The organism is Mycolicibacterium chitae, assembly GCF_900637205.1.
Classification (GTDB): Bacteria; Actinomycetota; Actinomycetes; order Mycobacteriales; family Mycobacteriaceae; genus Mycobacterium; species Mycobacterium chitae.
Genome location: NZ_LR134355.1, coordinates 3,513,899 through 3,537,140, shown reverse-complemented (window position 1 = coordinate 3,537,140; position 23,242 = coordinate 3,513,899). Strand labels below are relative to the sequence as shown.

Below are 23,242 nucleotides of genomic sequence, written 5' to 3'. Positions count from 1 at the left end.
CGGAACGGGCGCTGCGCGAGCACTTTGGCCCAGCGGGGGCTGGCAGCCGCCACAAAGAAAGGGTTAGAACCATGTCCGAACTGGTCGACAAGGGCCTTCCGGCCGACCTTCAGACCGAACTGTCGGGCTACAGCAGCTACACATCCACCCCGGACCGGGCCATGGAGCTCTTCGCCGAGGCCCGCGCCGCGGGGTGCCCGGTGCCGCACAGCGACGAGCTGGGCGGCTTCTACCTCGCGCTCGACCACGACCTGGTCAGGAAGATCCACAGCGACTGGGAGACCTTCTCGCACTACCCGACGGTGGTGCTGCCGGTGGTCGAGCGGCCGGCCTTCCCCCCGATCGAGATGGATCCGCCGGAGCACACCATGTGGCGCGAGTTGGTGGCCAAGGCGTTCAACGCCGATACCGCCGGGCGCTTCGAGGAAGGTATCCGCGAGGACATCAACCTTCTCATCGACAATTTCGCGGCCAAGGGTTCCTGCGATCTGGTCGAGGAATTCTGCGAGGAGGTGCCCCTCTACGCGCTCTGCCGCATCATCGGGTTCGACCTGGACAAGCGCGCCACCGTGCGCGATATGACGCTGCGCCTCGTGGCGGCATTCGAGGATCCCGAAGAGGGCCCCAAGGCCTTCCTGGACTTCGCGATGTTCGGTGCGCAGGAAGTCATGGCGCGCAAGGAAAATCCGAAGGACGACTTCCTGACCGATCTCGCCAACGCGGAGTTGAACGGCCAGCCCCTCGGCCCGCTCGAGATCGGCCAGATCATGAACTCGTTCCTCGTTGCGGGTCACGGCACCAGCGTCGCCGTGCTGGGCAGCATCTTGCACGAGGTGCTCTCGCGGCCCGAACTGACCGAACGGCTCAAGGCCGACCCCGAGATGATCCCCAGCGCGGTCGAAGAGACGCTGCGGCTGCACCCGCCGTTCTTCGGGCTCTACAAGCGGGCCACCCGCGACGTGGAGCTCGGCGGCACGCAGATCCCCAAGGACAGCTACATCCAGACGTGCTGGGCGGCGGCCAACCGGGATCCCAAGGTGTACGAGAATCCGGACGAATTCGATGTGGATCGCAAGTTCGGCCGCAAGAACCGCCACCTCACCTTCGGCTTCGGAATCCACTCGTGCCCCGGCGCTCCCACCGCGCGGATGGAACTGCGCATCGCCGTCGAGGAATTGCTGCGCCGACTGCCCGACATCACCCTTGTCGATCCGTCGGCGGCGAAGTACGAGTTCCACGGCACCGAAACGGCGGCGATCGGCTCTCTGCCGGCCACTTTCACGCCCGCACCGTGACGCCCGTGACGATGAGAGTTGAGATCGATTACGACCGTTGCGAAGGCCATGGGGTCTGCGTCGGCTTGGCGCCGGAGGTGTTCGTGCTCGAGGACGACGACGAACAGGTGCGTCTGCTGACCGACACCCCCGACGCCTCGCTGGCGGAAGCAGTGACGCTGGCGGGCAAACGCTGTCCGATCCAGGCCATCCGAATCAGTTCCTGAAGTTCAGGCGTAGACGAAGGGTTTGGCATTGACCACGCCCTCCGAGATGACTACGCCCTCTGAGATCGAGGAGAGCCGACCGTAATGACGGTTACTCAAACCGCGCCGCCCGCGGCGGATACCCGACCACGGCCCGTCGCGGCCGCGGTCGGGTCCGCCGCGGCCGGCGCCGCCGGACGGCTCGCGGAGATTCCGGTGCACAGCGCGGCCACCACCGGCCGGGGTGTCCTGCTGGCCGCGTCGGTGTTCCGGTACGCCGTGACCGACACGCTGACGCTGCGACTTCCCTTCGGGGAGACCATGTCTCAGGCCTGGATCCTGCTCCGGGTGACCGTGCTGCCGGCGATCCTGATGGCGATTCCCTTCGGGGCGATGGTCGCGGTGCAGCTGTCCGGCCTCGTCAACGAGGTGGGTGCCAACTCGCTCGTCGGGTCGGCAACCGGGGTGGCCGTCCTGCGGCAGGGCGCGCCGGTGACGGCGGGGCTGCTGATGGGTGGTGCGGCCGCGGCCGCGATCGCGTCCGACTTCGGTGCCCGGGCCATCCGCGAGGAACTCGATGCGCTGCGCACGCTGGGGATCGATCCCGTTCGGCGCCTGGTGGTTCCGCGGTTCCTGGCGCTGCTGCTGATCACGCCGATCCTGGTCACCATCGTGATCGCGATGGGCGTGGGGGCCGCATTCCTGATCGCCACGGTGGTCAATGACGTGACGCCGGGCAGCTTCTGGATCTCGTTCGGGTCGTTCGCGAAGATGACCGACCTGTGGTTCACCATGGGCAAGGGATTCGTCTTCGCCTCGATCGTGGCGATCATCTCCTCCCAGCGCGGTATGGAGGCCAAGGGCGGACCGCGCGGTGTCGCCGACGCGGTGAACGCCTCGGTGGTGCTCAACGTCATCCTGATCGTGGTCGTCAACCTGGTGATCACCCAGTTGCAGACGATGTTCTTCCCGATGGCGGTGGCGTGATGGCAACGGCGGCACAACACCGATCTTCGGCACCCTCAAAGCTTTTCAGTTCACGGCTGATCCCGACCAAGCAGCTGCGGGCACCCTTCCGGGAGCTCGGCCAATGGGCCACCTTCATTGCGCAGACCATCTGGTTGCTGCCGATCACGGTCCGCCGGTATCGGCGCGAAACGCTGCAGGTGATGAACAACCTGGCGTGGGGCCGGGGTTCGATCGTCGTCGACGGCGGCGTCATCAGCGTGCTGGCCATCCTCGGCGTCACCGTCGGCGGGATCGTCGCCATCGAGGCCTTTGCCACCCTCGATCTGATCGGACTCGGTGCCCTGGCCGGAATCATCGGCGGGTGGGGCAACGTCCGGGAGATGGCTCCGCTGGTCGCGGGAGTGGCGTTTGCCTCGCAGGCCGGTTGCCGGATGACCGCCGAGATCGGTTCGATGCGTATCGCCGACGAGATCGACGCCACCGAGGCGATGGGGCTGCGGGCGATCCCGTTCGTGGTCGGCACCCGCGTCATCGGCGGATTGCTGTGCGTCATACCAGGTTTCCTGTTGACCCTGATCGTCAGCTTCTACACGGCGGTGACGGTGATCACCGTCTTCTACGGTCAGGCGGCCGGGACCTATGACCACTATTTCATCCAGTTCCTCACCCTCCCGGACATCGGGGCGGCGCTGCTCAAGGCCACCGTGTACTGCACAGCGGTGACGCTGATCCACTGCTACTACGGGTTTTTCGCCTCCGGCGGACCGGTCGGTGTCGGTGAGGCGTCCGGGCGGGCCATCCGGGCCAGCCTGGTGACGATCATGGTCCTGGACCTGGCCACCACGATCATGCTGTGGGGCTTGCGCCCAGAATTCATCTTCAAGGGATAGGTGCGCGGTGTTATTTCGTATGACGGCAGACGCCGAGGACCGCAGACTGACCACCATCGGGGTCGGGGTCGCGGCGGCCTTCGCCGCGGCAGTCCTGGTGGTCGCCATCAATCCGTTCGCCAAGCCGCCGGCCGACCGGACGTCGATCGTGATGGATGTGCCCTACGTGGGCCAGGGGGTCGGGGCGGGCACGCCGCTGCTGATGCACGGGGTGCCGGTCGGTGAGGTCACCGCCGTGGCGGTTCGGCCCGACGGCAACGTGCATCTCGACGCCAATGTCGAGGGCACGCCCGCGGTGGGGCTGACCGACTCCATGCGGATCGACTTCCGGCCCGCCAACTACTTCGGGGTCACCGGCATCAACCTCATCCCGGGCGAGGGCGGACAGCCGCTGCGCGACGGCGCGCAGGTCCGGACCGTCCCGGTGGGCAACTTCACGCTGCCGACGATGCTCTCGCAACTGGGCGAGATCACCGGGGGAGTGATCACCCCGCAGCTCATCGATGTCATCAACCGAGCCACCAGCTACACCGACGGGCTCAACCCGATGATCGAGTCCGGGTTGATCGGCGCGAACACGCTGGCCCGGGTGCAGACCGTCAGCACCGAGCAGTTGATGCGGAACACCACCGGGATCAGCGTGGCCTTCCCGTCCTTCGTCGACAACGCCACGGCCGCCGGGCAGTCCTTCAATCAGGAGTTCGTGACGTTCAACGTCTCCGGCAAGGATGCGTTGCCGGGGCAGGACGTCGTGGCTGAACCGGGCATGGCGGTCACCGAGGAGTACTGGCAGGACCGCGCCCTCGTCACACTCGATGTGATGTCGGGATCGTTCTTCGGCGCGCTCGGCAAGCTGCTGTCGTCGCACAGCTCGGATCTGCGTCCGGTGGTCGACCTGGTCCAGACCCTGTCCGACACGGTGCCCGCCCTGGTGACACCGGTAGGAGTCGACGACATGCTGACAGAACTCCGCACCCGACTCGAGAAGCTCTACGCCGGCTCGCCCGAACAGCGGGCGCTGCAGGTGCACCTTGTTCTCGACCGGATCCCCGGCGTCCAGGCGCCCGTCAACGCGATCGGTGGACCATGATCAAGCCCTGGCATGCATTCTGGCGGTTCGCCCTGGTGGCCGCGCTCACCTCGGTGATCTTCGTCCTGACGGTGAACGTCCTGAGACAACCCGTCGCCGCTGAAACACGCTCCTACACTGCAGAATTCAGTGACATCTCGGGCTTGCACGCCGACGCCGACGTGCGCATCCGTGGCCTGCGGGTCGGCAAGGTGGGCGACATGCGGCTGACCCGTGCGGCCGGTCAGAGTTTCGCCGAGGTCGATTTCACCCTCGACAGTCGCTACGCGGTGCTGCCGGAAACCCGGCTGCTGATCAAGTACCAGGCGCTGACGGGGTTGCGGTACATCGACGTGGTCGAGGCCGCCGAAGTCGACGATCCGGGTGCCTCGCTGGTCAGCCACATCCCGCTGAGCATGACGAGACCGTCGTTCGACATCACCAAGCTGTTCAACGGATTACAGCCGGTGCTCGACACGTTGAGTCCCGACGACATCGACCTCTTCACTGCCAACGTCGCGTCGTTCCTGCACGGCGACGGCGGGGGCCTGGGCCCGATGCTGGACAGCATCAGGACACTGACCTCCTTCGTGTCCAACCGTCAGGAGGTCGTCGCGACGCTGATGCGGAACCTCTCCGAGATCTCGACGACCTTCGGCGGGCATTCCGAAAAGCTCGTCCAGATCCTGGACTGGCTGAACCGGCCGGTGGACGCCGCGCTCTCGGTTCTCGACGAGTTCCGCAAGTCCGAACTCTACGGGCCGGCGTTCACCTCCGCGGCCGTCCGACTGCTCGAGAACGCGGGTTTCCGTGCGGGCGAGGCGGATATGGACGAAGGGCTGGACCGCGCCCTCACCGTCCTGGACGACTACAGCGACGCCTTCAAACGCGTGCCGGTCATCTGGGACAACATCGAACCCGCTGCGGCGCCGGATGAACCGGTCCCGTGCTCCAAGGGTCGCGCGCAACTTCCCGAGACAATGGATGTATTGCTGAACGGACAGCGGGTGATCCTGTGCAACCAGTGAGCAAGTTCAAGAGCCCGATGTTCTGGGGGGTGAGCGCCCTGGTCCTGGTGACGGTGCTCGCGGTGACCGCCGCCGCCGTCTACGTCAATCCACCCGGCCAGAAGACCGTCACGTTCTACACCAACGACGTCGCGGCGGTGCAACCCGGCGACGACGTGCGCATCGCCGGGATGACGGTGGGCAAGGTGAAAGACCTGACGCTGGAACAGGATCAGGTCAAGGTGCGCGCCAAGGTCGACGGGAGCGCCTTCGTCGGCGATCAGTCGCAGATCGAGGTGCGGATGCTCACCATCGTCGGCGGCTACTACGTCAACCTGGTCTCCCTGGGCGACAAACCGCTGGGCGAGCAGCCCATCGCGCGCGAGCGCACCACCATGCCCTACAGCCTGATGGACACCCTGGCCGACTCCACGAAGGTCACCGAAGAGGTGGACACCAGGCCGATCCGGGAATCGCTGGACGAACTGCAGGCCGGCCTCGACGGCACCAACGTCGATGCGCTGAGCGCGGTGATCGACGCGGGCAACTCGCTGACCGCGACGATCGACAGCCAACGCGGACAGATCACCCAGATCCTCAACCTGTCCGACGAATACATCGAGAGCCTGAGCAACTACGGCGGCAAGCTCAGCGAACTCGTCGCCAAGCTCTCGATCCTCGAGCAGACACTGGTGTTGTACGGCAAGGGGTTTGCCGGTGCGCTCAAGGGGATGGGCGACATCTCCGATGCCTTCCTGGTGCCCTACGGCAAGTTCTGGGTGAACCACCGCGAGGACTTCATCCTCAAGGTGCGGGAGTGGCAGGACCGGGTGCGCCGTTGGGTCGACAACAACAGCCGGATCGTTCCGCGGTTGCGCCGAGTGCGGGACAAGATCGAGCGGGTGCTCGATGCCCAGAACGCGCGTCCCGAACTGCTGGCCACCGATCTCTGTATCCCGCTACCGGAGAGCCCCTGCTGATGCCCATCAACCTGACACCGCGCGCGACACGTACCGCCGCAGCGACGCTGACCGCCGTCGCCCTCGCAGCCGGCAGCACCGCGTGTGCGAGCCCGCGCAGCGAAAGTGCCGACTACTGCACGCTGTTGCCCGACACGGTCGGCCTGTACGTCGGAAACCCGGTGACCCAGATGGGATACCCGATCGGCACCGTAACCTCCATCGACGCTGGACCGGCTCATGTCCGGGTCGGATTCTCCGTCACCGAGCAGCGGACGTTGCCCGCCGACGTCAAGGCGGTCGTCCGGTCGCCGTCGATCCTGGCCGACCGGTCCCTGGAGTTGGTCGGCAACTATGCCGAGGGGCCACAACTGGATCCGGGGAGCTGCATCGCCCCGGAACGGTCGTTCTCCCCGAAGACCTTGTCGGAGGTCATCGGGTCGGCGGACACGATGTTGAACGCGATCAACGACAGCGGTTCGACCAACATCGCCGACACCGTCGGCGGTCTGGACCGGTTGACGCACAACAACGGTGTCCGCGGCGGGCAGCTGGTCAGCGCGACCTCCGCGCTGCTCGACAGCCCGGACCAGGCCATCAGCGATCTGGGCACGATCACCGACAACCTGGGGGATCTGACCACCGTCCTGGTCGACAGCCGGGAACCGTTGAAGGAGATCATCGTCGACCTGCCGGCGACCGCCGGCGATCTCGTCGTCGCCCTCGACGGCACCGCTCGCCTGGCCGGCGCCGACGTGGAGTTGGGCACGCTGGGGCCGCTGCTGGAATCGGTGGCCGTGCTGGAGACCCGACTGGGCGACGAAACCCAGATCACGCTGGACTCGGTGAGCGCGGCGGTGCGCAAGGTCACTCCGCACGCGAATGCGCTGGCCGGCCTGTTCAACGGCGTTCCCTGGTGGATCGACTCCGTGGCCCACAGCTACAACCACCGGCAGTTCAACATGTTCAACATCGCCTACCGGCCGCCGATGTTCCGCGTCCGGGCCCCGGATGGACTGGCCCTGTGCGGCTTCATGAACTCGTCGATGCCGGGCAGCTGCGCCGACGTGCACGGCACGCCGTACGCCGTCGACGTCGCGCTTCTCCAGTACGTGCTACAGCAAGCGAGCCGCTCATGATGAAACGTCGGATAGCCGCGGTGATCGTCGGCGCCACCACGGCCATGGTGGTCACCTCCTGCGCGTCGCTGACGGTGAACTCGTTGCCGCAGCCGGGTGCACAGGGCGGCGGGGGATACCCCATCGTCATCGAGTTCGAGAACATCCTGAACCTGCCCGAACGCGCCAAGGTGGTCCAGGGTGGGACGACGGTGGGAATGGTGACCTCGGTTGACCTGCAGGGCGACCGCGTGGAGGTCTCCGCGCAGATCGAGCCCGGCGTGGCCATCCCGTCCGACGCCCGAGCCACGTTGGAACAGTCCACGGTCCTCGGCGACATCTACCTGGCCCTGGAGCGCCCCTCGCTGGAAGAGCAGGGCCCGGCGTTGGTGCCGGATGGCCGGATTCCGTTGGCGCAGACCACATCACCTCCTCAGCTGGAAGACACCATCGCCAACCTGGCGAACTTCGTCGGCAGCGGATCGGTGCAACGGATGCAGGACAGCATCATCAAGGTCAACAACGTCACCCCGACCGACCGTCAGGAGTTGCGGGCGTTGGTGAGTCGGGTCGCGGTCGACCTGTCGGATCTGGCATCCGACATCGAGACCGTTGATCAATGGCTGCAAGGTGTCTCGGGAACCGCCGAGGTGATGCGCCGACACCTCCCGGTATACGCCCACTGGTTCACCCCGGCCGGCATGCTCGGCTTCGACCGGGCCACCCAGGTGGCCGACTACATCGGCACCGTGCTGCCGTCGATCGGCAGCATCTACAGCGGTGGCTACTGGCTGGTGCCCCTGCTGAATTCGATGGCCGATGCACTGGGTGCGGTGCAGCAGACGAAGTGGAACGTCGAGGACGAAGCGGCGGCGTGGCGCACGCTGTTCACCGAGTCCTACATGCCGGCCGACAAGTATCCGGCGATCAACATCACCTCGATCACGGGACCGGACGGCAACGAGATGATCGACAACGTGGAGGACGTCCTGCGGATGCTGGGGGCAATGCCATGAGGACCGTCAAGAACGTCCTGTCGTTCGGCGCCTTCGCCGTCATCATCGCCGTCGCGGCGGCCTATATCGGCTCCTTCGGGCTGCGGCTGAATCCGCCCGAGGATCGGACCAACCTGTCCATGGCCGTCCCGGATGTCAAGGGCCTGGTTGTCGGCTCCAGTGTGCTGCTGCGCGGGGCCGTCGTCGGTAAGGTCACGGCGGTCTCGGCGGAGATGGACGCTGCCTCGGTGGACTTCTATCTCGAGGCCGGCCACGAGATCCCGGTCGACAGCGAGATTCGGCTGGAGAACCTGTCGGCGCTCGGGGAGGCGTTCATCGGCTTCAAGCCGCGGACCACCCAGGGGCCGTTCTTCACCGAGGGGCAGCACATCGCGACCGAGTCGATCACGGTCCCGCCGTCGATCTCTCAGTTGGCGACCAGCGTGGTCCGGGTCCTCGACCAGATGGACCCCGAGCAACTCAAGCGGATCCTGAACGAGACCGACGCGGCACTGCCGGATCCCCAGGTGGTCCTGCCGAACCTGGTCAGGGCAAGTCGCCTGGCGCGCAACATGGTGACCGGATTGGACGGCGACGGCGCGGAGGTACTGGAGAACTTCCAGACGCTGCTGCAGAACGCCCATTGGGTGGGGCCCAAGCTCGCCGAGGCCGGCGCACCGGTGCGTGAGGCCGGGGTCAACATCAACCGGGTGTGGCACGGGATGATGCACACCGTCGCCTGGAACAACCCCGAGAACATGCAGCTGTTCCAGAAGTTCCTGGATCGCATCCAGAAGCTCCTCGACGACCGCGGCGGGGACCTCAAGGTCATCTCGGAGGCCCTGCTGCCGCAGTTCAGCGGCATCGGCGGGGCGCTGATGAATTTCGATACCGCGCAGATCCTTTCCAATGCGCTCGCGGGAACTCCGGAAGAGGGGGCCATCAGACTTCATGTCGCAATTCCCGATCGTTAGGTCGGCCCCGTCTTTGCTCAACCCGAAAGAGGAATCCTCATGGCAGTAATCGACACCGATGTCCGGACCGAGGAAGCGGAATCCACCGTGGACGACGAGTCCGGGATCGACGAGACCGCAACGCCGGTGGGCGAGGACCGGCAGCCCGACACCGCTGCGGACAAGAAGTCCCGGCAGATCTCGATGTCGCTGCGCGGCTTGGTCATAGCCGTGGCGATGGGCGTGCTGATCATCGCGGTGGCCGCACTGGGCTGGCTCTACCTCGACGCCAAGGCTCAGCTCGACGCGAGTGCCGTCGAGGCGAGCAACGTCGAGCGCGCCGAGACCGCCGCCATCGAGTACGCGGTCAACGCCGCCGAGATGAACTATCAGGACTTCGGTGGGTGGAAAGCCAACCTCGTCGGCGGCACTTCACCGGAGTTGAAGGACAAGCTGACCAAGGCCGCCGACTCCATGGAGCAGGTGCTGGCGCCGCTGCAGTGGCAATCGACGGCGCAACCGCTGACCGCGAAGGTGCGCTCGATCAGCGGCGGGATCTACATCGTCGACGCGTTCGTCAGTGTGCTGACCAAGACGATGCAGGCGCCGGAGGGGCTGCAGTCCACGGCGACCTACAGCATCACGTTGGACAGCCGGAACAATTGGCAGATCACCGATGTCGGCGGTGTCGATGCGGCCCTGGGCAGGTAGCGCCGTGTGGACACGAGTGATCGCGGCCGTGGTGATGACGCTCGGGGCGGCGCTGACCTTCAGTTCGACCGTCGCCGCGCTTCCCGGCCGGGACGTCGAACCGATCACCCACGACTTTCCGCAGCCGCTGCCGGTCGTGGTTCCGGTGCCCAGCGATTGGGAGCCCATGTGGCCCTTCCCGTTCGATCAGACGCGCGGTGATGTCACCGCGGCGGAGATCAACGCGGAGCGGGAGATGTGTCAGTGGTACAACGCCCAGTACGCCACCATCAAGCGGCAGATCGCCGGCCTGAACAACGCGATCATCCGCAACAACGGCAACTTCGACGGCCCGGGTGTTCCCGAGCAGACCGCCATCGTCGTCGGGAACATTGATCAGTCCCTGCAGTTCCTGACCCCGCGCGTACACATGCTGACCCAAAGCCACAACCATGCCGGCGACATGTATTTCCCGCTGTATCAGGGCGATGCCTTCTACGGCCTGTGGCAGCAGATGTCCAACGTCTCCAACGGGATCAAGGGCCGCCAGCCGACCTGGTTCACCGGCCCGTCGTATCACCACATGATGCGGTGGGGAAGCAAGATCAACCGCTCCCATGTGTGCCGCTGATGAGTCGAGGAAGGGATATCGGAGATGAGTAGCGGTAATCAGCGATGGCGCGGGGCGCTGGCCCTGATCATCGGCGGACCGATCGTGGCGGCCGGGATGGCGGCCCCGACCGCCGGCGCCGATCCCGGGTCCGAGGTCGAACAGGCGGTGGCGACGGCGCGGGGCGCCTCCTCCTGCGGGGCGCTGCAACACAATGCGACGGTCGAGCAGGCCGCGGATATCGTGAATCGCTCCACCGCCAGCTATCTCGACCACAGCTCCGGGAACGTCCCGGCCGACGACCCGAAGCCGACCGCGTTGTTGCGGGACCTGGGCATCGAGACCGACAACGCGATAACGCTGCTGGGCGCGGGTCGCAACGCCCCCGACGCCATCAAAGCGCTGCTGTTGCAGGGCTATAAGGAGATCCCCAACTGCTCCTACGCCGACATCGGCACCAGCCTGCGCTTCGAGGAAGATACGGGCTTCGTGATCGTGACCGCGATCCTGGTGGGCCCATGACCACATCGAAGTTCACACCCCGGGCCTGGCGCGCGCTGGCGGGCATCCTGAGCACCGCGACGCTGGGCGCCGTGCTCGCCAATCCGGCGGTGGCCTGGGCCGACGAACTCGTCACCTACGAGGTGGTCTCGGACCACATCGACACCGCCAACATCGAATACCAGGACGCCACCGGGCGACTGTGGGCGGTGCACGCACCGCTGCCCTGGCGCATCGACGCGAACGTGCGCGCGGTCCGCGACGCCCCGCCGCATGGCAGTCAGGTGCGTGCGCACTGGCGGGAAAAGGCGTCGCCGGGCCGATGGGTGACCGTGCGCATCATCTATCGAGGCGAGGTCCTGTGCCAGAACACCCTGGATCTGGGCAACGCCGCCTGCTACGGCATCACGAACCGGATCACCTAGGCCCACAACGTGAGTCGCCGAGCAGAAGGACGGCCGGAAGGAAGCATGAGAGTTCGATTGCACAGCATCGCGTTGGGCGTGCTCGCGACGGTGATGGCGTTCGCCGGTGCGGCGCCCGGGCACGCCGACCCCGGCGCCGCCGAGGCCGCCCCGGATCCGTTCCCGGACATCCGCTACTACGAACAGGCCGACGCCGGCAGCTTCGTGGAGCCCGGCGGGGTGTGGTTCATCGCCCCGACGGGACAGAACTGCGGGATCTGGGGCCTGGGCAGCTTCGGCTGCGCCGGAACGATTCCCGGGGCGCCGGCGGGGACCAGTCACATCGGCTGGGTCGACGGCGACCGGGCGGTGCACTACGACTGGTCGATGGCGGTCCGGTTCCCTCCGGCCCGGGCACAGCGGGTGCTCGAACCGCGGACCAAGGTCACCCACGAGGGCACGACATGCGCGGCGACGCCCGACGGGCGGATCTACTGCGAACGGGGTCCGCTGCGGTTCCTCATCGAGCCGACCCGAACCTGGCTGTCCCCGCCGTGGATGGACCTGAGCTGGATCGAACTCGGACCCGCGTCGTGCAGTCCGCCGGGCGGTGGCCCCTGCTACAGCTGACCGGCCTCCGAGGGAGACCCACATCGCCGACATCGCACTTGAAGATACGAACGAAAGGTAATCGACGACATGAGTAACAGCAGCGAGGCCGCAGGTAAGTGGTTCGACATCCTGGCCCGCGGCGCGGTCGCGGAGTGGGACGGGTTCGTCGATCCGGACTTCAGCATGCACGTGCCGCTGATGCCCGGTGAACCCGAAACACCCACCCTGGGCCTGGAACCCAACCGGGCCCGGGTGGGTCAGCTCTGGCAGGCCTGGGAGTCCTTCGAGTTCGCGGACACCGACATCCATGCCTCCGCCGACGATCCGGAGGTGGTGTTCGCCACCACCAATTCGAAGGCGAAGACGGTCTGGGGTGCCCCGTACGAGAACCGCTACGTCATCAAGCTCCGGTTCCGCGACGGAAAGCTCGTCGAGCACCTGGAGTTCATGGATCCCCGCCCGGTCCTCGCGGCCTTCGAAGGTCACCTCTAAACAGCGCAACGCAGAAGGGATTACAGCAATGACAGAGAACAGCAAGGTCGCCCTGGTGACCGGGGCGGCCAGCGGGATCGGGGAAGCGACCGCCCGCGCGCTCGTGGCCGCCGGCGCCAAGGTGTACCTCGGCGACATCAACGAGGAAGGGGCAAAAGCCGTGGCGACGGCACTGGGCTCCGGCGCCGAAGCCATCCAACTCGACGTGACCAGCGCGGAGTCCTGGGAAGCGGCGGTCACCCGGATCACCGCACAATCCGGTTCGCTGTCGGTGTTGGTCAACAACGCCGGCATCTTCACCCCCGGTGGCCTGGAAGCCATCGGCGAGGCGGAGTTCCAGAAGACCTTCGAGATCAATGCGCTCGGTGCGTTCCTCGGCATGAAGGCCGTCGTCGAGTCGATGAAGTCCGCCGGTGGCGGATCGATCGTCAACGTGTCCTCGTCGGCCGGCCTGGTCGGCGTGAAGGACGCCATCGCCTACTCGGCCTCGAAGTGGGCCGTGCGCGGCCTGAGTCGCAGTGCGGCACTGGATCTGGCGCCGTACTCCATCCGGGTGAACTCCGTGCACCCGGGCATCGTCGAGACGCCCATCTTTACGGGCTTCCCGCGCGAGGCCCTCGACATGATGACCGCCGCGCTGCCGCAGCCCCGCTTGGGCAATCCGGAGGAAATCGCGGCCATGATCGCGTTCCTGGCGTCCGATCAGGCCAGCTTCTGCACCGGGGCGGAGTACACCGTCGACGGCGGATACGCCTGCGCATAGGCGCAGACGCCGCGCCCCGGCCCGGGCGACACCGCACTGCGGGCCGGGGTGCGCAAGTGCGCAACCACGAACGGCGAAAGGACGACATTGACCACCATCGGCATCACCGGAGCCAGCGGCGAACTCGGCCGCGCGGCAACCGATCACGTCCTGCGTGCGAATCCGGACACCGATCTGGTGCTGCTCACCCGCAACCCGGAGGCGCTGACGGGGAGCCGATCCGCCGGTTCGGTGCGCATCCGCCACGCGGACTTCGACGCCCCGGAGGAGTTGCCCGCGGCGTTCGACGACATCGACGTGCTGCTGCTGATCTCCACCGATGCCGTCGGTCGCCGGGCCGCGCAGCACCGTGCGGCCATTGCGGCGGCCGCGAAGGCGGGGGTCGCACGGGTGGTCTACACCTCGGCGACCAACCCGCACGTCGCGCATCCGGTGGAGTTGGCGCCGTTGATGCGCGACCACGCGGAGACCGAGGCTGCCCTGCAGGCCGCCGGGATGTCCTGGACCATTCTGCGCAACGCGCTGTACCTCGATGCCTTCGCGCCGGTCTGGGCGCAGAGCGCGGCCACCGGGACGCTGGTCTCCAACAACGGGACCGGGCGACACGCCCCCGTCGCACGCGATGACTGCGCCGCCGCCGCGGCGGCGGCGCTCACCACCGCGGGCCACGACAACGCCACCTACAACATCTCCGGTGCCCAACTGATCGACGACGAGACGCTGGCGGCACTGCTGAGCACTGCATACGGCCGCACGGTCGAGGTGGTTGCGGTCTCGGACCAGGAGTATGCCGCCGGCCTGCAGGAGGCCGGACTGCCGCCCGCGGTCGCGGATCCGATCGTCGGCTTCGGCGCGAGCATCAGGGGCGGCTTGTTGGAGGCGCCGTTGGGCGACACCGAAAGGCTCATCGGCCGCGCCCCGATCTCGGTCGAGGCGTTCCTGTCCCCGGCCGGCGCCTGAACCAACGAAAGGTCGAAGCAATGGTGGATTGGGATGCGGGCGACGACGTCATCGTCATCGGCAGCGGGGTCTCAGGACTGACGGCGGCGTTCGCCGCGACGTCGGCCGGACTGAGCACGCGCGTGTATGAGGGGGCCGCCGAGTGGGGCGGCACCAGCGCCATGTCCGTCGGCGGCGTATGGATCCCGGTCAACCCGCTGATGGCCGCCCAAGGCGTGCGCGATTCGATCGAAGAGGCGATGGAGTACCTCGAGAACGTGATCGGCGACGCCGGCCCGGCCAGCTCGATCGAACGTCGCCGCGCGTACGTCGAGAATGCCGCTCGGATGGCGAACGACCTTGCTCAGCACGGCTTTCGGTGGCGCCGAGCGAGTCGGTGGCCGGACTATCACAGCGATCTTCCCGGCGCGAAACTGGGACGAGTCGTCGAAGGTGATCTCTTCGACCTACGCCGACTGGGCGCCGCCGCCGACACGATGCGCAAGCCCGAGACGCTTCCGCCCATTCCGCTGCTGGGCGGCGACATCGCGGACCTGGTGGTCGCCACCCGGTCCCGACGCGGCCTCGTGGCCGGTGTGCAGACCGCCGGGCGTGCGGCGCGTGGCCTTGCCGCCAAGCGACGCCTGGTCGGGATGGGACAGTCGCTCATCGGCCAACTCGGTCTGATCTGTCAGCAGCTCGAGATTCCGGTGCAACGCAATAGTCCGCTGCGCGAACTCGTCGAGGTGGACGGCCGGGTCCAGGGTGTGGTCATCGAGCAGGGTGGGCGGTTGCGCCGAATTTTCGCCCGGCACGGGGTGGTGCTGGCCGGCGGGGGATTCTCCCAGAACGCCGAACTGCGCCGGCAGTATCAGCCGGTCGGCGCCGAGTGGTCCGCCGCGATCCCCGGCGATCAGGGTGACATCCTGATCGCCGGGATGAAGATCGGCGCCGCGACGGCCAACATGGAGGGCGCCTGGTGGGTTCCGGTCGTTCTGCCGCCCAACGGGAATCGTGACTTCCTGGTGTGGGAGCGCTCCTTGCCGGGCAGCATTGTCATCGATCAGAGCGGGCGACGGTTCGCCAACGAGTCCGCCGACTACACGACCTTCGCCCAGCAGATGCTGGAGAACGACAAGTCGGTGCCGACGGTGCCCGCGTGGCTGATCATCGACTCTAGGCACCGGCGCCGGTACATGTTCGGCGGTGTCCCGGGCGGGTACACGCCCCGGTCGTGGATCAAGTCCGGCTACCTGATCAAGGAACGTTCGCTGGAGGCGCTGTCGCAGCGCTGCGGTCTGCCGGCCGCGGCCGTGCGCGCCACCGTCACGAGGTTCAACGAGCAGGCCCGTCGCGGGGTCGACGACGACTTCGGCCGGGGAAGCACGGTGTACGACAACTACTTCGGCGATCCGTCGCATCGACCGAACCCGAATCTGGGACCGGTGGAACAACCGCCCTTCTACGCCGTGAAGTTGTGGCCCGGTGACGTCGGGACCAGCGGTGGACTGCTCACCGACGAGCACGCCCGGGTGCTGGACGAGGCCGGCGAGCCGATCAGGGGGCTGTACTCGGCGGGCAACAGCACCGCGTCGGTGATGGGGCTGCGCTATCCAGGGCCGGGTATCACCTTGGGCGCCGGTTCGGTGTTCGGCTACATCGCCGGCCGCCATCTCGCGTCGGTCGCGGGTGCGATTCCCGGCTCCGAGGCGGTTGTCAGCTAGTCGAGGGGCTAGGTGTAATGACTAGGCGGTGATGTCGATGACGACCTTGCCGAGCTGGCCGCCGGTCTCCAGATAGGTGTGGGCCGCGGCGATCTCGTCTAGCGGATAGACGCGGTCCACCACCGGGCGCAATTCATGCGCGGTGACGAACTCGAGCATGCGTGCGAAGTCGTCCGGGCTACCCAGCGTGGTGCCCAGGATCGAGGCCTGCCGAAAATACAGGGTCGCGGCGTCGAAGCCGACCGCCTGCCCGGCCCGGGCGCCGAAAAGCGCTATCCGGCCGCCGGTTTTGAGGCAGGACAACGCGTCAGCGAGTTCCGAGCCGACGCCGCACACGATCACGTCGACCCCACCGCCGGTGCTCTCTGCGACCGCGGCAGGCCAGCCGGGCTCGGTGTACAGCACCCCACCGCGGGCGCCGAGACCACGAACGCTGTCGATCTTCGCCGTGCTCGACGAGGTGACATAGACCTCTGCGCCGCTGGCGGCGGCGAACAGCACCGCGAACGTCGAGACTCCGCTGCCGGCCCCGAGCACCAAGACCGTCTCGCCGGGTTGCAACCCCGCGCGCGTGAACACCGCGCGAAACGCCGTCAGCGCCGCGCACGGCAGTGCGGCGGCCTCCAGCCAGGACAGGTGCGCCGGCTTGGGATACAGCATCGCCTCGGGAACCGCGATGAGTTCTGCATAGGTTCCGTCGTCGGCATCGCCGAGGACGCCGAAGCCCGGGCCGGGGCCGGCGGCCTTGTCGCCCCAGTTGAGGCCGGGATAGATGACCACCTCCTCGCCGGTGTCCCGGCGGACGCCGGCGCCGTCCATCCCGAGGATGCTGGGAAGCTGTGCGCCCCGGCCGGTTTGCCGCACGATGACGTCGTGCCAGTTCAGCGCGGCGGCGCGAAGCTCGACCAGTGCCTCACCGTCGCAGGGCGTCGGGTCGGGGACCGACTCGACCCGCAATTCGTCGGGGGCGCCCCAATTGCGCAGGACTGCTGCCCTCATGTGTCGACTCTCATTTCGGCTCGCGTCTCATTTCAACTCGCGTAGGTAACCCGCCGCCAATCGGTCGAGCGAGTCCAGGAACTGGTCGTCGCGGGCACTGACCCCGGCGATGGCGTCGCGCAACCGGACGACGGTCGGCGTGTCGTCACCCGCGGTGGCCAGGCGGGCTTGGCGGTCCTTGCGCGACGAGCGGTACAGGGCGGTGCCGAGGGTCAGGCCGAACAGCGCCACCAAGAATTCGGCCGCCCTGTTGTCATCGAATCCGTGGCGTCCCGCCAGGACCAGGACGCGCTCGCCGAGGTGCCGGGCCACCTCGCCCTCCAGCGGCCGGGCGGCCATCGCTGCGGCGAGGCCCGGCTGCTCGACGGCCAGGCGATAGATCGCCCCGAAGGAGTTGCGCAACTCGGGGATCAGCGGCCCGTCGGGATCGACCGGGGGCACCGACCGCAGCGACTCGTCGACGACGAGATCGAGCAGGGACTCCTTGTTCGGGAGGTGGCGGTAGAGCGCCATCGGCGTCACATCGAGCGCGGTGGCCAGCCGGCGCATGGACAGGTTCTCGATGCCCACCGACCGGGCGAGGTGCGTCGCGGCCGCCACCACCGTGGCTCTGTCCAAACCCACGTTACGCACGAATCTCCTCAGCACCGGCCGCTGCCGCCCGAGTGTACTGCGTAGACCTAACGCGCCGAGTGCGGAGTTCGCGTCAGTACGCAACCGTGAACCGGCGCCGACGGTGCCGGGGGTCCTCGATCTCGTCGAGGAACGCCACGGCGAAATCGTCGCCGCTGATCTCCGAGTTCCCCTGGCCGTCGGTGAGCAGAACGTCAGCACCGAGGCGGTAGTGGCCACGCGCGACGCCGGGCACGTGGGCGCCGAATCCGGTTGGGGGGCTGAGATAGAACCAGTCGACGTCCTCGGGTGTTTCGCGCAGGCGGTCGAGGAAGTCGATGTGCAGTGCGATGTCCCGCAGCTTGTCCGGGGGTGCGATCGCCGCCAGGCGCGAGATGACCTGCTCGCCGCCTTCGCTCAGCAGCAGGCCGCCCGCCCCGCCGACGACGCCGATCCGGACCCCGCTGCGCTGCGCCGCGGCGACCAGGATCGGCACGGCGTCGGGCAGGGTGTTGCCGGCGGCGTCGGGACCGCTGGTGATCGCCGAGACCAGGACGTCGGCGTCCTCGGCCAACCGCAGGACCGCGTCGCGGTCATACAGCGACGCGGCGACCGGGCCGCCCCGGGACACCGCGGTGACCTGGTGCCCGCGCCGCAGTGCCTCGTCCCTGATCCGGCTGCCGGCGTAGCCGCTCGCGCCGAACAGCAGTATCCGAGTCACCTGTGCCCGCTCAGCTGAGATCTTCAGCGGTGTAGCCGGATTCGAGGCGCTGTTTCATGGCGGTCAGGAACTTCGCGGCGTCGGCGCCGTCGACGATCCGGTGGTCGTAGGAGATGGACAGGTAGGCCATCGGACGGACTTCGATGCGCAGGGGGCTGCCGGCGTCGCGCACGGGGACCACGCGGTCGACCACCGCCCCGGTGCCGAGGATGCCGGTCTGGGGCTGGTTGATGATGGGGGTGTCGAACAGCGCGCCCCGGCTGCCGGTGTTGGTGATGGTGAAGGTGCCGCCGTTGAGTTCGTCGACGGTGATGGTTCCGCCGCGCACCCGCTCGGCCAATCGCGCTGTGGCCTGGGCCAATTGGGCGATCCCGAGAGCACTCGCGTCCCGGATCACCGGGACCATCAGGCCCTTGGGGCCCTCGACCGCGATGCCCAGGTGGCAGCTGCCGTGATAGGTGACCTCGGTGACGTCGCCGTTCAGCGAGGCGTTGAGCATCGGGTAGTCGGGCAGCGCATCCAGGGCGGCCTTGGCGAGGAACGGCAGGAACGACAGCTTGGTGCCGGTGCGGCCCAGGAACTCCTCCTTGTGCTCGGCCCGCAGCCGGCTGATGGCCGAGAGGTCGACCTCCAGGACCGTGGTGAGCTGCGCCGACACCTGCAGCGATTCGAGCATCCGGCGGGCGATGGTGCGCCGGATCGGCGGGAGCTTCTCGGTGGTGCCGCCGCGGTGCGCTGCCGGGGCGGGTGCGGGTGGCGCGATGACCGGCGGCGTCGCGACGACGGGTGTCGTGGCGACGGGTGTCGGGGCCGGCTCGGGTTCCGGTTCCGGTGTCGGCACGGGCTCCGGCGCCGCGGCCGGGGCCGTCCCGGCGTCGTCGCTGCCGGACACGGTCGCCAAGCCGCCCCCGACGGGGACCACGTCGTCCTCCTCGGCGAGGATCTCGGTGATGGTGCCGCTGTGCGGGGAGGCGACCTCGGTGTCGACCTTGTCGGTGGCGACCTCGAGCAGCGGCTCGTCCACCTCGACGTAGTCGCCGACGGATTTGAGCCAGCGGGTCACCGTGGCCTGTTCGACCCCCTCGCCGAGTTCGGGCAGGCAGACGGTGGCCGTGGGGGTCTGGGTGGTGGTGTTCATCAGTGTGTGCGGTCCGATCACGGAAGTTCTGTTGTGGGAGGGGTCTATTCGGTGATGTCGAGCGCGGCGCGGACGATGCTGTCGGTATCGATGCCGTGGTAGCGGTAGACGTCGCCGAGGTCGCCGGCCTGACCGAACTTGGAGACGCCCAGCGCGGTCAGCGGAACCCGCTGGATGTTGGCCAGGAACGCGAGCGTGTGCGGGTGTCCGTCGAGGACGGTCACGATCGGGTTCGCCCGGTCGGCTCCGAAGAGCTGATCGAGGATCCAGGTGTCGGCGGAGCCGTGGCCCTGGCGGGCCTGCCAGGCCTCGAACAGCAATCCCGGGCTGGTCACACAGATGACGTCGGCGGGAATGCCGGCCTGCTCCAACCGGTCGGCCGCCGCGAGCGCCTCGGTGATCATGGCGCCCATGGCGGCAATGGTGACCCGCGCGGAGTCGTTGCGGCGCAGCGGGTATCCGCCCGCGATGACCTGGCGGCGCCGACGTTCCCGCGCGGCGGGATCCTCGGGCACGGCGGCCAGGGACTGGTCGACGGGGCGCGTCGACAGTCGCAGATAGGCCGAGGTCCCGTCGGGGCGGCCGAGCTTGGCGATGCTGGCCAGCATCGTCCATTCGACGTCGAGGGCGAAGGCCGGTTCGTAGCTGATGCAGCCAGGCTGCTCGAGCCCGATGGACGGGGTCTTGATGGACTGGTGCGCACCGCCCTCGGCGGCCAGGCTGACGCCGGACGGGGTGCCGATGAGGATGGACTGTCCGCCGGCGTAGATGCCGAAAGACCAGGGCTCCAGGGCGCGTTCGACGAACGGGTCGTAGACCACACCGATCGGGAACAGCGGTTCATTCCAGCGGCTCCAGGTGGCCCCGAGCTCACCGATGAGGCCCACGAGGTTGGTTTCGGCGATGCCGAGTTCCATGTGCTGGCCGGTCGGGCGTTCATTCCAGTGCATCAGGGTCTGCGCGTCGTCGGCGAACCAGTTGTGCCGCTCACTGGCCGACCACACCCCGACCTTGTTGACCCAGCCGGCCAGGTTGGTCGTCGAGCTGACATCGGGGCTCACGGTCACGACCCGTTTGGCCACCTCGGGCGCCTCGCGGGTGAGGTCGAGCAGCAGGCGCCCCAGGGCGGCCTGGGTGGTGGAGGTGCCCTTCGGGGTACGGCCGATGTCGGTGGGGACCTCGGGCCTGGTGACGGTGGGCAGCGGCTCGCGGCGCAACCGCGCCGCGGTGGCCGCACACAGCTCGCCCGCCGGGGTCTCGGCGGGGAACCGGGTCCAGGGCCGGTCGATGTCCATGCCGAGTCGTGTTGCCATTTCGGCGTATTCGTCGGTACTGAGCAGCGCCGAGTGGTTCTGCGGATGTCCCTCGGTGGGCAGCCCGTAGCCCTTGATGGTGTAGGCGAGGATGACCGTGGGGCGTGTGTCGTCGATCTGTTGGTAGGCCTCGGCCAACGCCGTCAGGTCATGACCGCCCAGGTTACGGACCGCCGCGGTCAACTCGGCGTCGTCGAGCGTGCCGATCAGCGCGGCGATGTCAGCGCGTCCCGGGCCGTCGCCGGGCAGCCGTTGCCGAATCTCGTCGGCGTCGCAGCGCAGCAGGCGTTGATACTCGGGATTCTCCATCTCGAGGATCCGCTCCCGCAGCGCGTCGCCACCCTCGCGGGCGAACAGCTTCTGGAGCAGCCGGCCGAACTTGATGGTGAGCACCTGCCACCCGGCCGCGGCGAACATCGTCTCCAGGCGACGGGCCGCGATGTTGGGCACCACGCGGTCCAGGGATTGGCGGTTGAGGTCCACGATCCAGACCACCTCGCCGAGTTCGGCGATGCCCGGGTCCAGGATGGCCTCCCACACGGCACCCTCGTCGAGTTCGGCGTCGCCCACCAGGGAGTACTGCCGGCCGCTGCCGCCCGAACCCAATTGGGTGTTGACGTACCGACGCGCCATCGCTCCCCACATGGGAGCCGTCGCACCGATGCCGACCGACCCGGTCGAATAGTCCACCGGGTCGGGGTCCTTGGAGCGGCTCGGGTAGGACTGCAGGCCACCGAATTCGCGCAAGGTGGTCATGTACTTTTCGTCGAGCTCGCCGAGCAGGTAGTTGATGCCGTGTAGCACCGGAGAGGCATGCGGTTTCACCGACACCCGGTCGCCGGGTTGCAGTTGCTGGAACCACAACGAGGTCATGATGGCCACCATCGACGCGCTCGAGGCCTGATGGCCGCCCACCTTCAGGCCGGACGCGTTGGGCCGCACCCGGTTGGCGTGATGGACCATGGACGTGGACAACCACAACACGCGGTCCGCAATGGTGTCGAGGGCGTCGAGGTCGCTGGTCGCGTTGGCCTCGACCAGGGCGGTGGCGTTCATTGAGTCCTACCGATCGATTTGTTGCGCATATAGATCACCTAGAACATCACTGAGGCTATGGTTGGGCAAGTGTCAGGCGCAGTTTTGAGCATAATGCGCACATCCACGGAGCTCTCGTTGACGGAGGTACGCAAATTGACCACCCCGGAACGCGCTGTCGACAGCATCGACGCGCGCATCCTGCGCGCCCTCGTCGCGGACCCGCGGGCCACCGCCGTCGCCCTGAGTGAGGCAACGGGGTTGGCCCGCAACACCGTCCATTCCCGACTGGCCAAGCTCGAATCCAGCGGTGTCCTGCAGTCGGTCGAGCGGCGGGTCGATCCCGCGGCGCTGGGCTACCCGCTGACCGCCTTCATCATGGTGACCGTCACCCAGCGCAAATTGCGCTCCATCGGGGAGGCGCTCTCCGGGGTGCCCGAGGTTCTCGAGGTGCACGGACTCAGCGGGGTCACCGACCTGCTGGTGCACATCGTGGCCCGGGACGCCGATGACCTGTACCGCGTGGCGGGGCAGATCCTCGATATCGACGGGGTCGAGAAGACGACGACCGGGCTGGTGATGCGCCGCCTGGTCGACTACCGGCTCAGCCCCTTGCTGGAAACCATCGAATAGGTCCCGGGCTCACTCGGCGGCGGTGTCGGTCGTGGCCATCGTCAACGACGTCAGGACGAACCGCTCGATCATGCTGCGTTCGTCGTCGGCCGGGATGTTGCGCCGGAGGATGATCGAGGCGTACACCGTGTGCAGCCAGTCCGCCAGGTCGCTGTTGTCGAGGTCGGTGCGCAGCACGCCCTGCGTGCGCCCGTGGTCGAGCCACGGCCGCCAGAACCGTCCGGCCCGGTCCACGAGTTCGCGTTCCCATAGCGCGTCATGCAGCGTCACCGGACTGCCCTCGCCGAGGATCGCGTTGAGTTCCGGGTCGTTGCGCAGGGTTTCGATGATCTCGACGGAGAGATCCACGAAGGCATCTCGGAACGACGTCGACGGTGCGGCGCCGGCCGCGTCGTCGGCGATCTCCGCGATCCGTTCGACCGCGGCCGCGAGCACCAACTCCCGCCGGTCGAAGAACACCTTGTAGACGAGTTGCCGAGAGCATTCGGCCCGCCGGGCGACGGCGCCCATCGTCACCGCGCGCACCCCATCCGCGCGGAACAGTTCCCGCGCCGCCGCCAGGATGCGGTCCCGAATCGCGGCGCGGGAGGACTGGGGGCTGGCCATCGCCGCAGTT

General features: G+C 67.6%; 26 protein-coding genes. 20 read left to right on the top strand and 6 right to left on the bottom strand.

Going from position 1 to position 23,242, the window contains the following annotated elements:
* The first annotated feature begins 71 nt into the window (after window positions 1–71).
* The 19 genes from EL338_RS16895 (at window position 72) to EL338_RS16805 (ending at window position 16,175) form a co-directional block, all read left to right on the top strand.
* On the top strand, window positions 72–1,295 hold the full coding sequence (locus tag EL338_RS16895) for a cytochrome P450 (protein WP_126334797.1): 1,224 nt from the start codon (window positions 72–74) through the stop codon (window positions 1,293–1,295).
* An 11-nt stretch (window positions 1,296–1,306) separates the two neighbouring features.
* Window positions 1,307–1,501, top strand: a complete 195-nt coding sequence (locus tag EL338_RS16890) for a ferredoxin (protein WP_126336928.1) — start codon at window positions 1,307–1,309, stop codon at window positions 1,499–1,501.
* A gap of 84 nt (window positions 1,502–1,585) precedes the next feature.
* Window positions 1,586–2,467, top strand: coding sequence for an MlaE family ABC transporter permease (locus EL338_RS16885; RefSeq protein ID WP_235666184.1), 882 nt, complete (start codon window positions 1,586–1,588; stop codon window positions 2,465–2,467).
* The gene (locus EL338_RS16880; RefSeq protein WP_126334796.1) at window positions 2,467–3,339 is read left to right on the top strand and encodes an MlaE family ABC transporter permease; all 873 of its coding nucleotides are present in this window, start codon (window positions 2,467–2,469) and stop codon (window positions 3,337–3,339) included. Before EL338_RS16885 ends, EL338_RS16880 begins: the two co-directional genes overlap by 1 nt.
* Before the next feature lie 19 nt (window positions 3,340–3,358).
* Window positions 3,359–4,429, top strand: a complete 1,071-nt coding sequence (locus EL338_RS16875; RefSeq protein WP_126334795.1) for an MlaD family protein — start codon at window positions 3,359–3,361, stop codon at window positions 4,427–4,429.
* Window positions 4,426–5,436 (top strand): MlaD family protein, encoded by a 1,011-nt coding sequence (locus EL338_RS16870; protein ID WP_126334794.1) that lies wholly within the window; start codon window positions 4,426–4,428, stop codon window positions 5,434–5,436. Before EL338_RS16875 ends, EL338_RS16870 begins: the two co-directional genes overlap by 4 nt.
* 17 nt (window positions 5,437–5,453) lie before the next feature.
* Window positions 5,454–6,395 (top strand): MlaD family protein, encoded by a 942-nt coding sequence (locus EL338_RS16865; protein ID WP_179967288.1) that lies wholly within the window; start codon window positions 5,454–5,456, stop codon window positions 6,393–6,395.
* Entirely contained in the window at window positions 6,395–7,513 is a 1,119-nt protein-coding gene (locus EL338_RS16860) for an MlaD family protein (RefSeq protein ID WP_126334792.1), read from the top strand. Before EL338_RS16865 ends, EL338_RS16860 begins: the two co-directional genes overlap by 1 nt.
* A complete protein-coding gene (locus EL338_RS16855; protein WP_179967287.1) occupies window positions 7,513–8,508 on the top strand; it encodes an MlaD family protein in 996 nt (331 codons plus the stop codon). The genes EL338_RS16860 and EL338_RS16855 overlap by 1 nt, the downstream gene beginning before the upstream one ends.
* Entirely contained in the window at window positions 8,505–9,461 is a 957-nt protein-coding gene (locus EL338_RS16850; RefSeq protein WP_126334791.1) for an MlaD family protein, read from the top strand. Before EL338_RS16855 ends, EL338_RS16850 begins: the two co-directional genes overlap by 4 nt.
* Before the next feature lie 39 nt (window positions 9,462–9,500).
* The gene (locus tag EL338_RS16845) at window positions 9,501–10,151 is read left to right on the top strand and encodes a hypothetical protein (RefSeq protein ID WP_126334790.1); all 651 of its coding nucleotides are present in this window, start codon (window positions 9,501–9,503) and stop codon (window positions 10,149–10,151) included.
* 19 nt (window positions 10,152–10,170) lie between these two features.
* Window positions 10,171–10,761 carry a hypothetical protein gene (locus tag EL338_RS16840; RefSeq protein ID WP_435404938.1) on the top strand — a complete coding sequence of 197 codons (591 nt, stop codon included), beginning with the start codon at window positions 10,171–10,173 and terminating at the stop codon, window positions 10,759–10,761.
* A gap of 24 nt (window positions 10,762–10,785) precedes the next feature.
* Window positions 10,786–11,262, top strand: a complete 477-nt coding sequence (locus tag EL338_RS16835) for a hypothetical protein (protein WP_170217452.1) — start codon at window positions 10,786–10,788, stop codon at window positions 11,260–11,262.
* Complete coding sequence (locus EL338_RS16830) at window positions 11,259–11,666, top strand: hypothetical protein (RefSeq protein WP_235666182.1); 408 nt, start codon at window positions 11,259–11,261, stop codon at window positions 11,664–11,666. Before EL338_RS16835 ends, EL338_RS16830 begins: the two co-directional genes overlap by 4 nt.
* Window positions 11,667–11,711: 45 nt before the next feature.
* Entirely contained in the window at window positions 11,712–12,275 is a 564-nt protein-coding gene (locus EL338_RS16825) for a hypothetical protein (protein ID WP_435404910.1), read from the top strand.
* 69 nt (window positions 12,276–12,344) lie between these two features.
* Window positions 12,345–12,749 carry a nuclear transport factor 2 family protein gene (locus EL338_RS16820; protein ID WP_126334789.1) on the top strand — a complete coding sequence of 135 codons (405 nt, stop codon included), beginning with the start codon at window positions 12,345–12,347 and terminating at the stop codon, window positions 12,747–12,749.
* Window positions 12,750–12,777: 28 nt separating this feature from the next.
* Window positions 12,778–13,512, top strand: coding sequence for an SDR family NAD(P)-dependent oxidoreductase (locus EL338_RS16815; protein WP_126334788.1), 735 nt, complete (start codon window positions 12,778–12,780; stop codon window positions 13,510–13,512).
* Window positions 13,513–13,599: 87 nt separating this feature from the next.
* Window positions 13,600–14,472, top strand: coding sequence for an NAD(P)H-binding protein (locus tag EL338_RS16810; protein ID WP_126334787.1), 873 nt, complete (start codon window positions 13,600–13,602; stop codon window positions 14,470–14,472).
* Window positions 14,473–14,492: 20 nt separating this feature from the next.
* Entirely contained in the window at window positions 14,493–16,175 is a 1,683-nt protein-coding gene (locus EL338_RS16805) for an FAD-dependent oxidoreductase (RefSeq protein WP_126334786.1), read from the top strand.
* 21 nt (window positions 16,176–16,196) lie between these two features.
* On the opposite strand, the gene EL338_RS16800 is transcribed toward EL338_RS16805, so the two are convergent.
* From EL338_RS16800 to EL338_RS16780, 5 genes are all read right to left on the bottom strand, one after another.
* Window positions 16,197–17,174 carry a quinone oxidoreductase family protein gene (locus EL338_RS16800; RefSeq protein ID WP_126334785.1) on the bottom strand — a complete coding sequence of 326 codons (978 nt, stop codon included), beginning with the start codon at window positions 17,172–17,174 and terminating at the stop codon, window positions 16,197–16,199.
* Window positions 17,175–17,201: 27 nt separating this feature from the next.
* Window positions 17,202–17,798 (bottom strand): TetR/AcrR family transcriptional regulator, encoded by a 597-nt coding sequence (locus EL338_RS16795; RefSeq protein WP_235666181.1) that lies wholly within the window; start codon window positions 17,796–17,798, stop codon window positions 17,202–17,204.
* An 82-nt stretch (window positions 17,799–17,880) separates the two neighbouring features.
* Window positions 17,881–18,507: an NAD(P)-dependent oxidoreductase gene (locus EL338_RS16790; protein ID WP_126334783.1), complete on the bottom strand. Its 627-nt coding sequence runs from the start codon at window positions 18,505–18,507 to the stop codon at window positions 17,881–17,883.
* Between the two features lie 10 nt (window positions 18,508–18,517).
* Window positions 18,518–19,645 carry a 2-oxo acid dehydrogenase subunit E2 gene (locus EL338_RS16785; protein WP_126334782.1) on the bottom strand — a complete coding sequence of 376 codons (1,128 nt, stop codon included), beginning with the start codon at window positions 19,643–19,645 and terminating at the stop codon, window positions 18,518–18,520.
* Window positions 19,646–19,689: 44 nt separating this feature from the next.
* Window positions 19,690–22,014, bottom strand: coding sequence for a thiamine pyrophosphate-binding protein (locus EL338_RS16780; protein ID WP_126334781.1), 2,325 nt, complete (start codon window positions 22,012–22,014; stop codon window positions 19,690–19,692).
* A 117-nt stretch (window positions 22,015–22,131) separates the two neighbouring features.
* Between EL338_RS16780 and EL338_RS16775 the strand changes: the two genes are divergently transcribed.
* Entirely contained in the window at window positions 22,132–22,626 is a 495-nt protein-coding gene (locus tag EL338_RS16775) for an Lrp/AsnC family transcriptional regulator (RefSeq protein ID WP_235666180.1), read from the top strand.
* A gap of 9 nt (window positions 22,627–22,635) precedes the next feature.
* Here EL338_RS16775 and EL338_RS16770 read toward each other — a convergent pair whose 3' ends face one another.
* On the bottom strand, window positions 22,636–23,232 hold the full coding sequence (locus EL338_RS16770; protein ID WP_126334779.1) for a TetR/AcrR family transcriptional regulator: 597 nt from the start codon (window positions 23,230–23,232) through the stop codon (window positions 22,636–22,638).
* Window positions 23,233–23,242 lie beyond the last annotated feature (10 nt).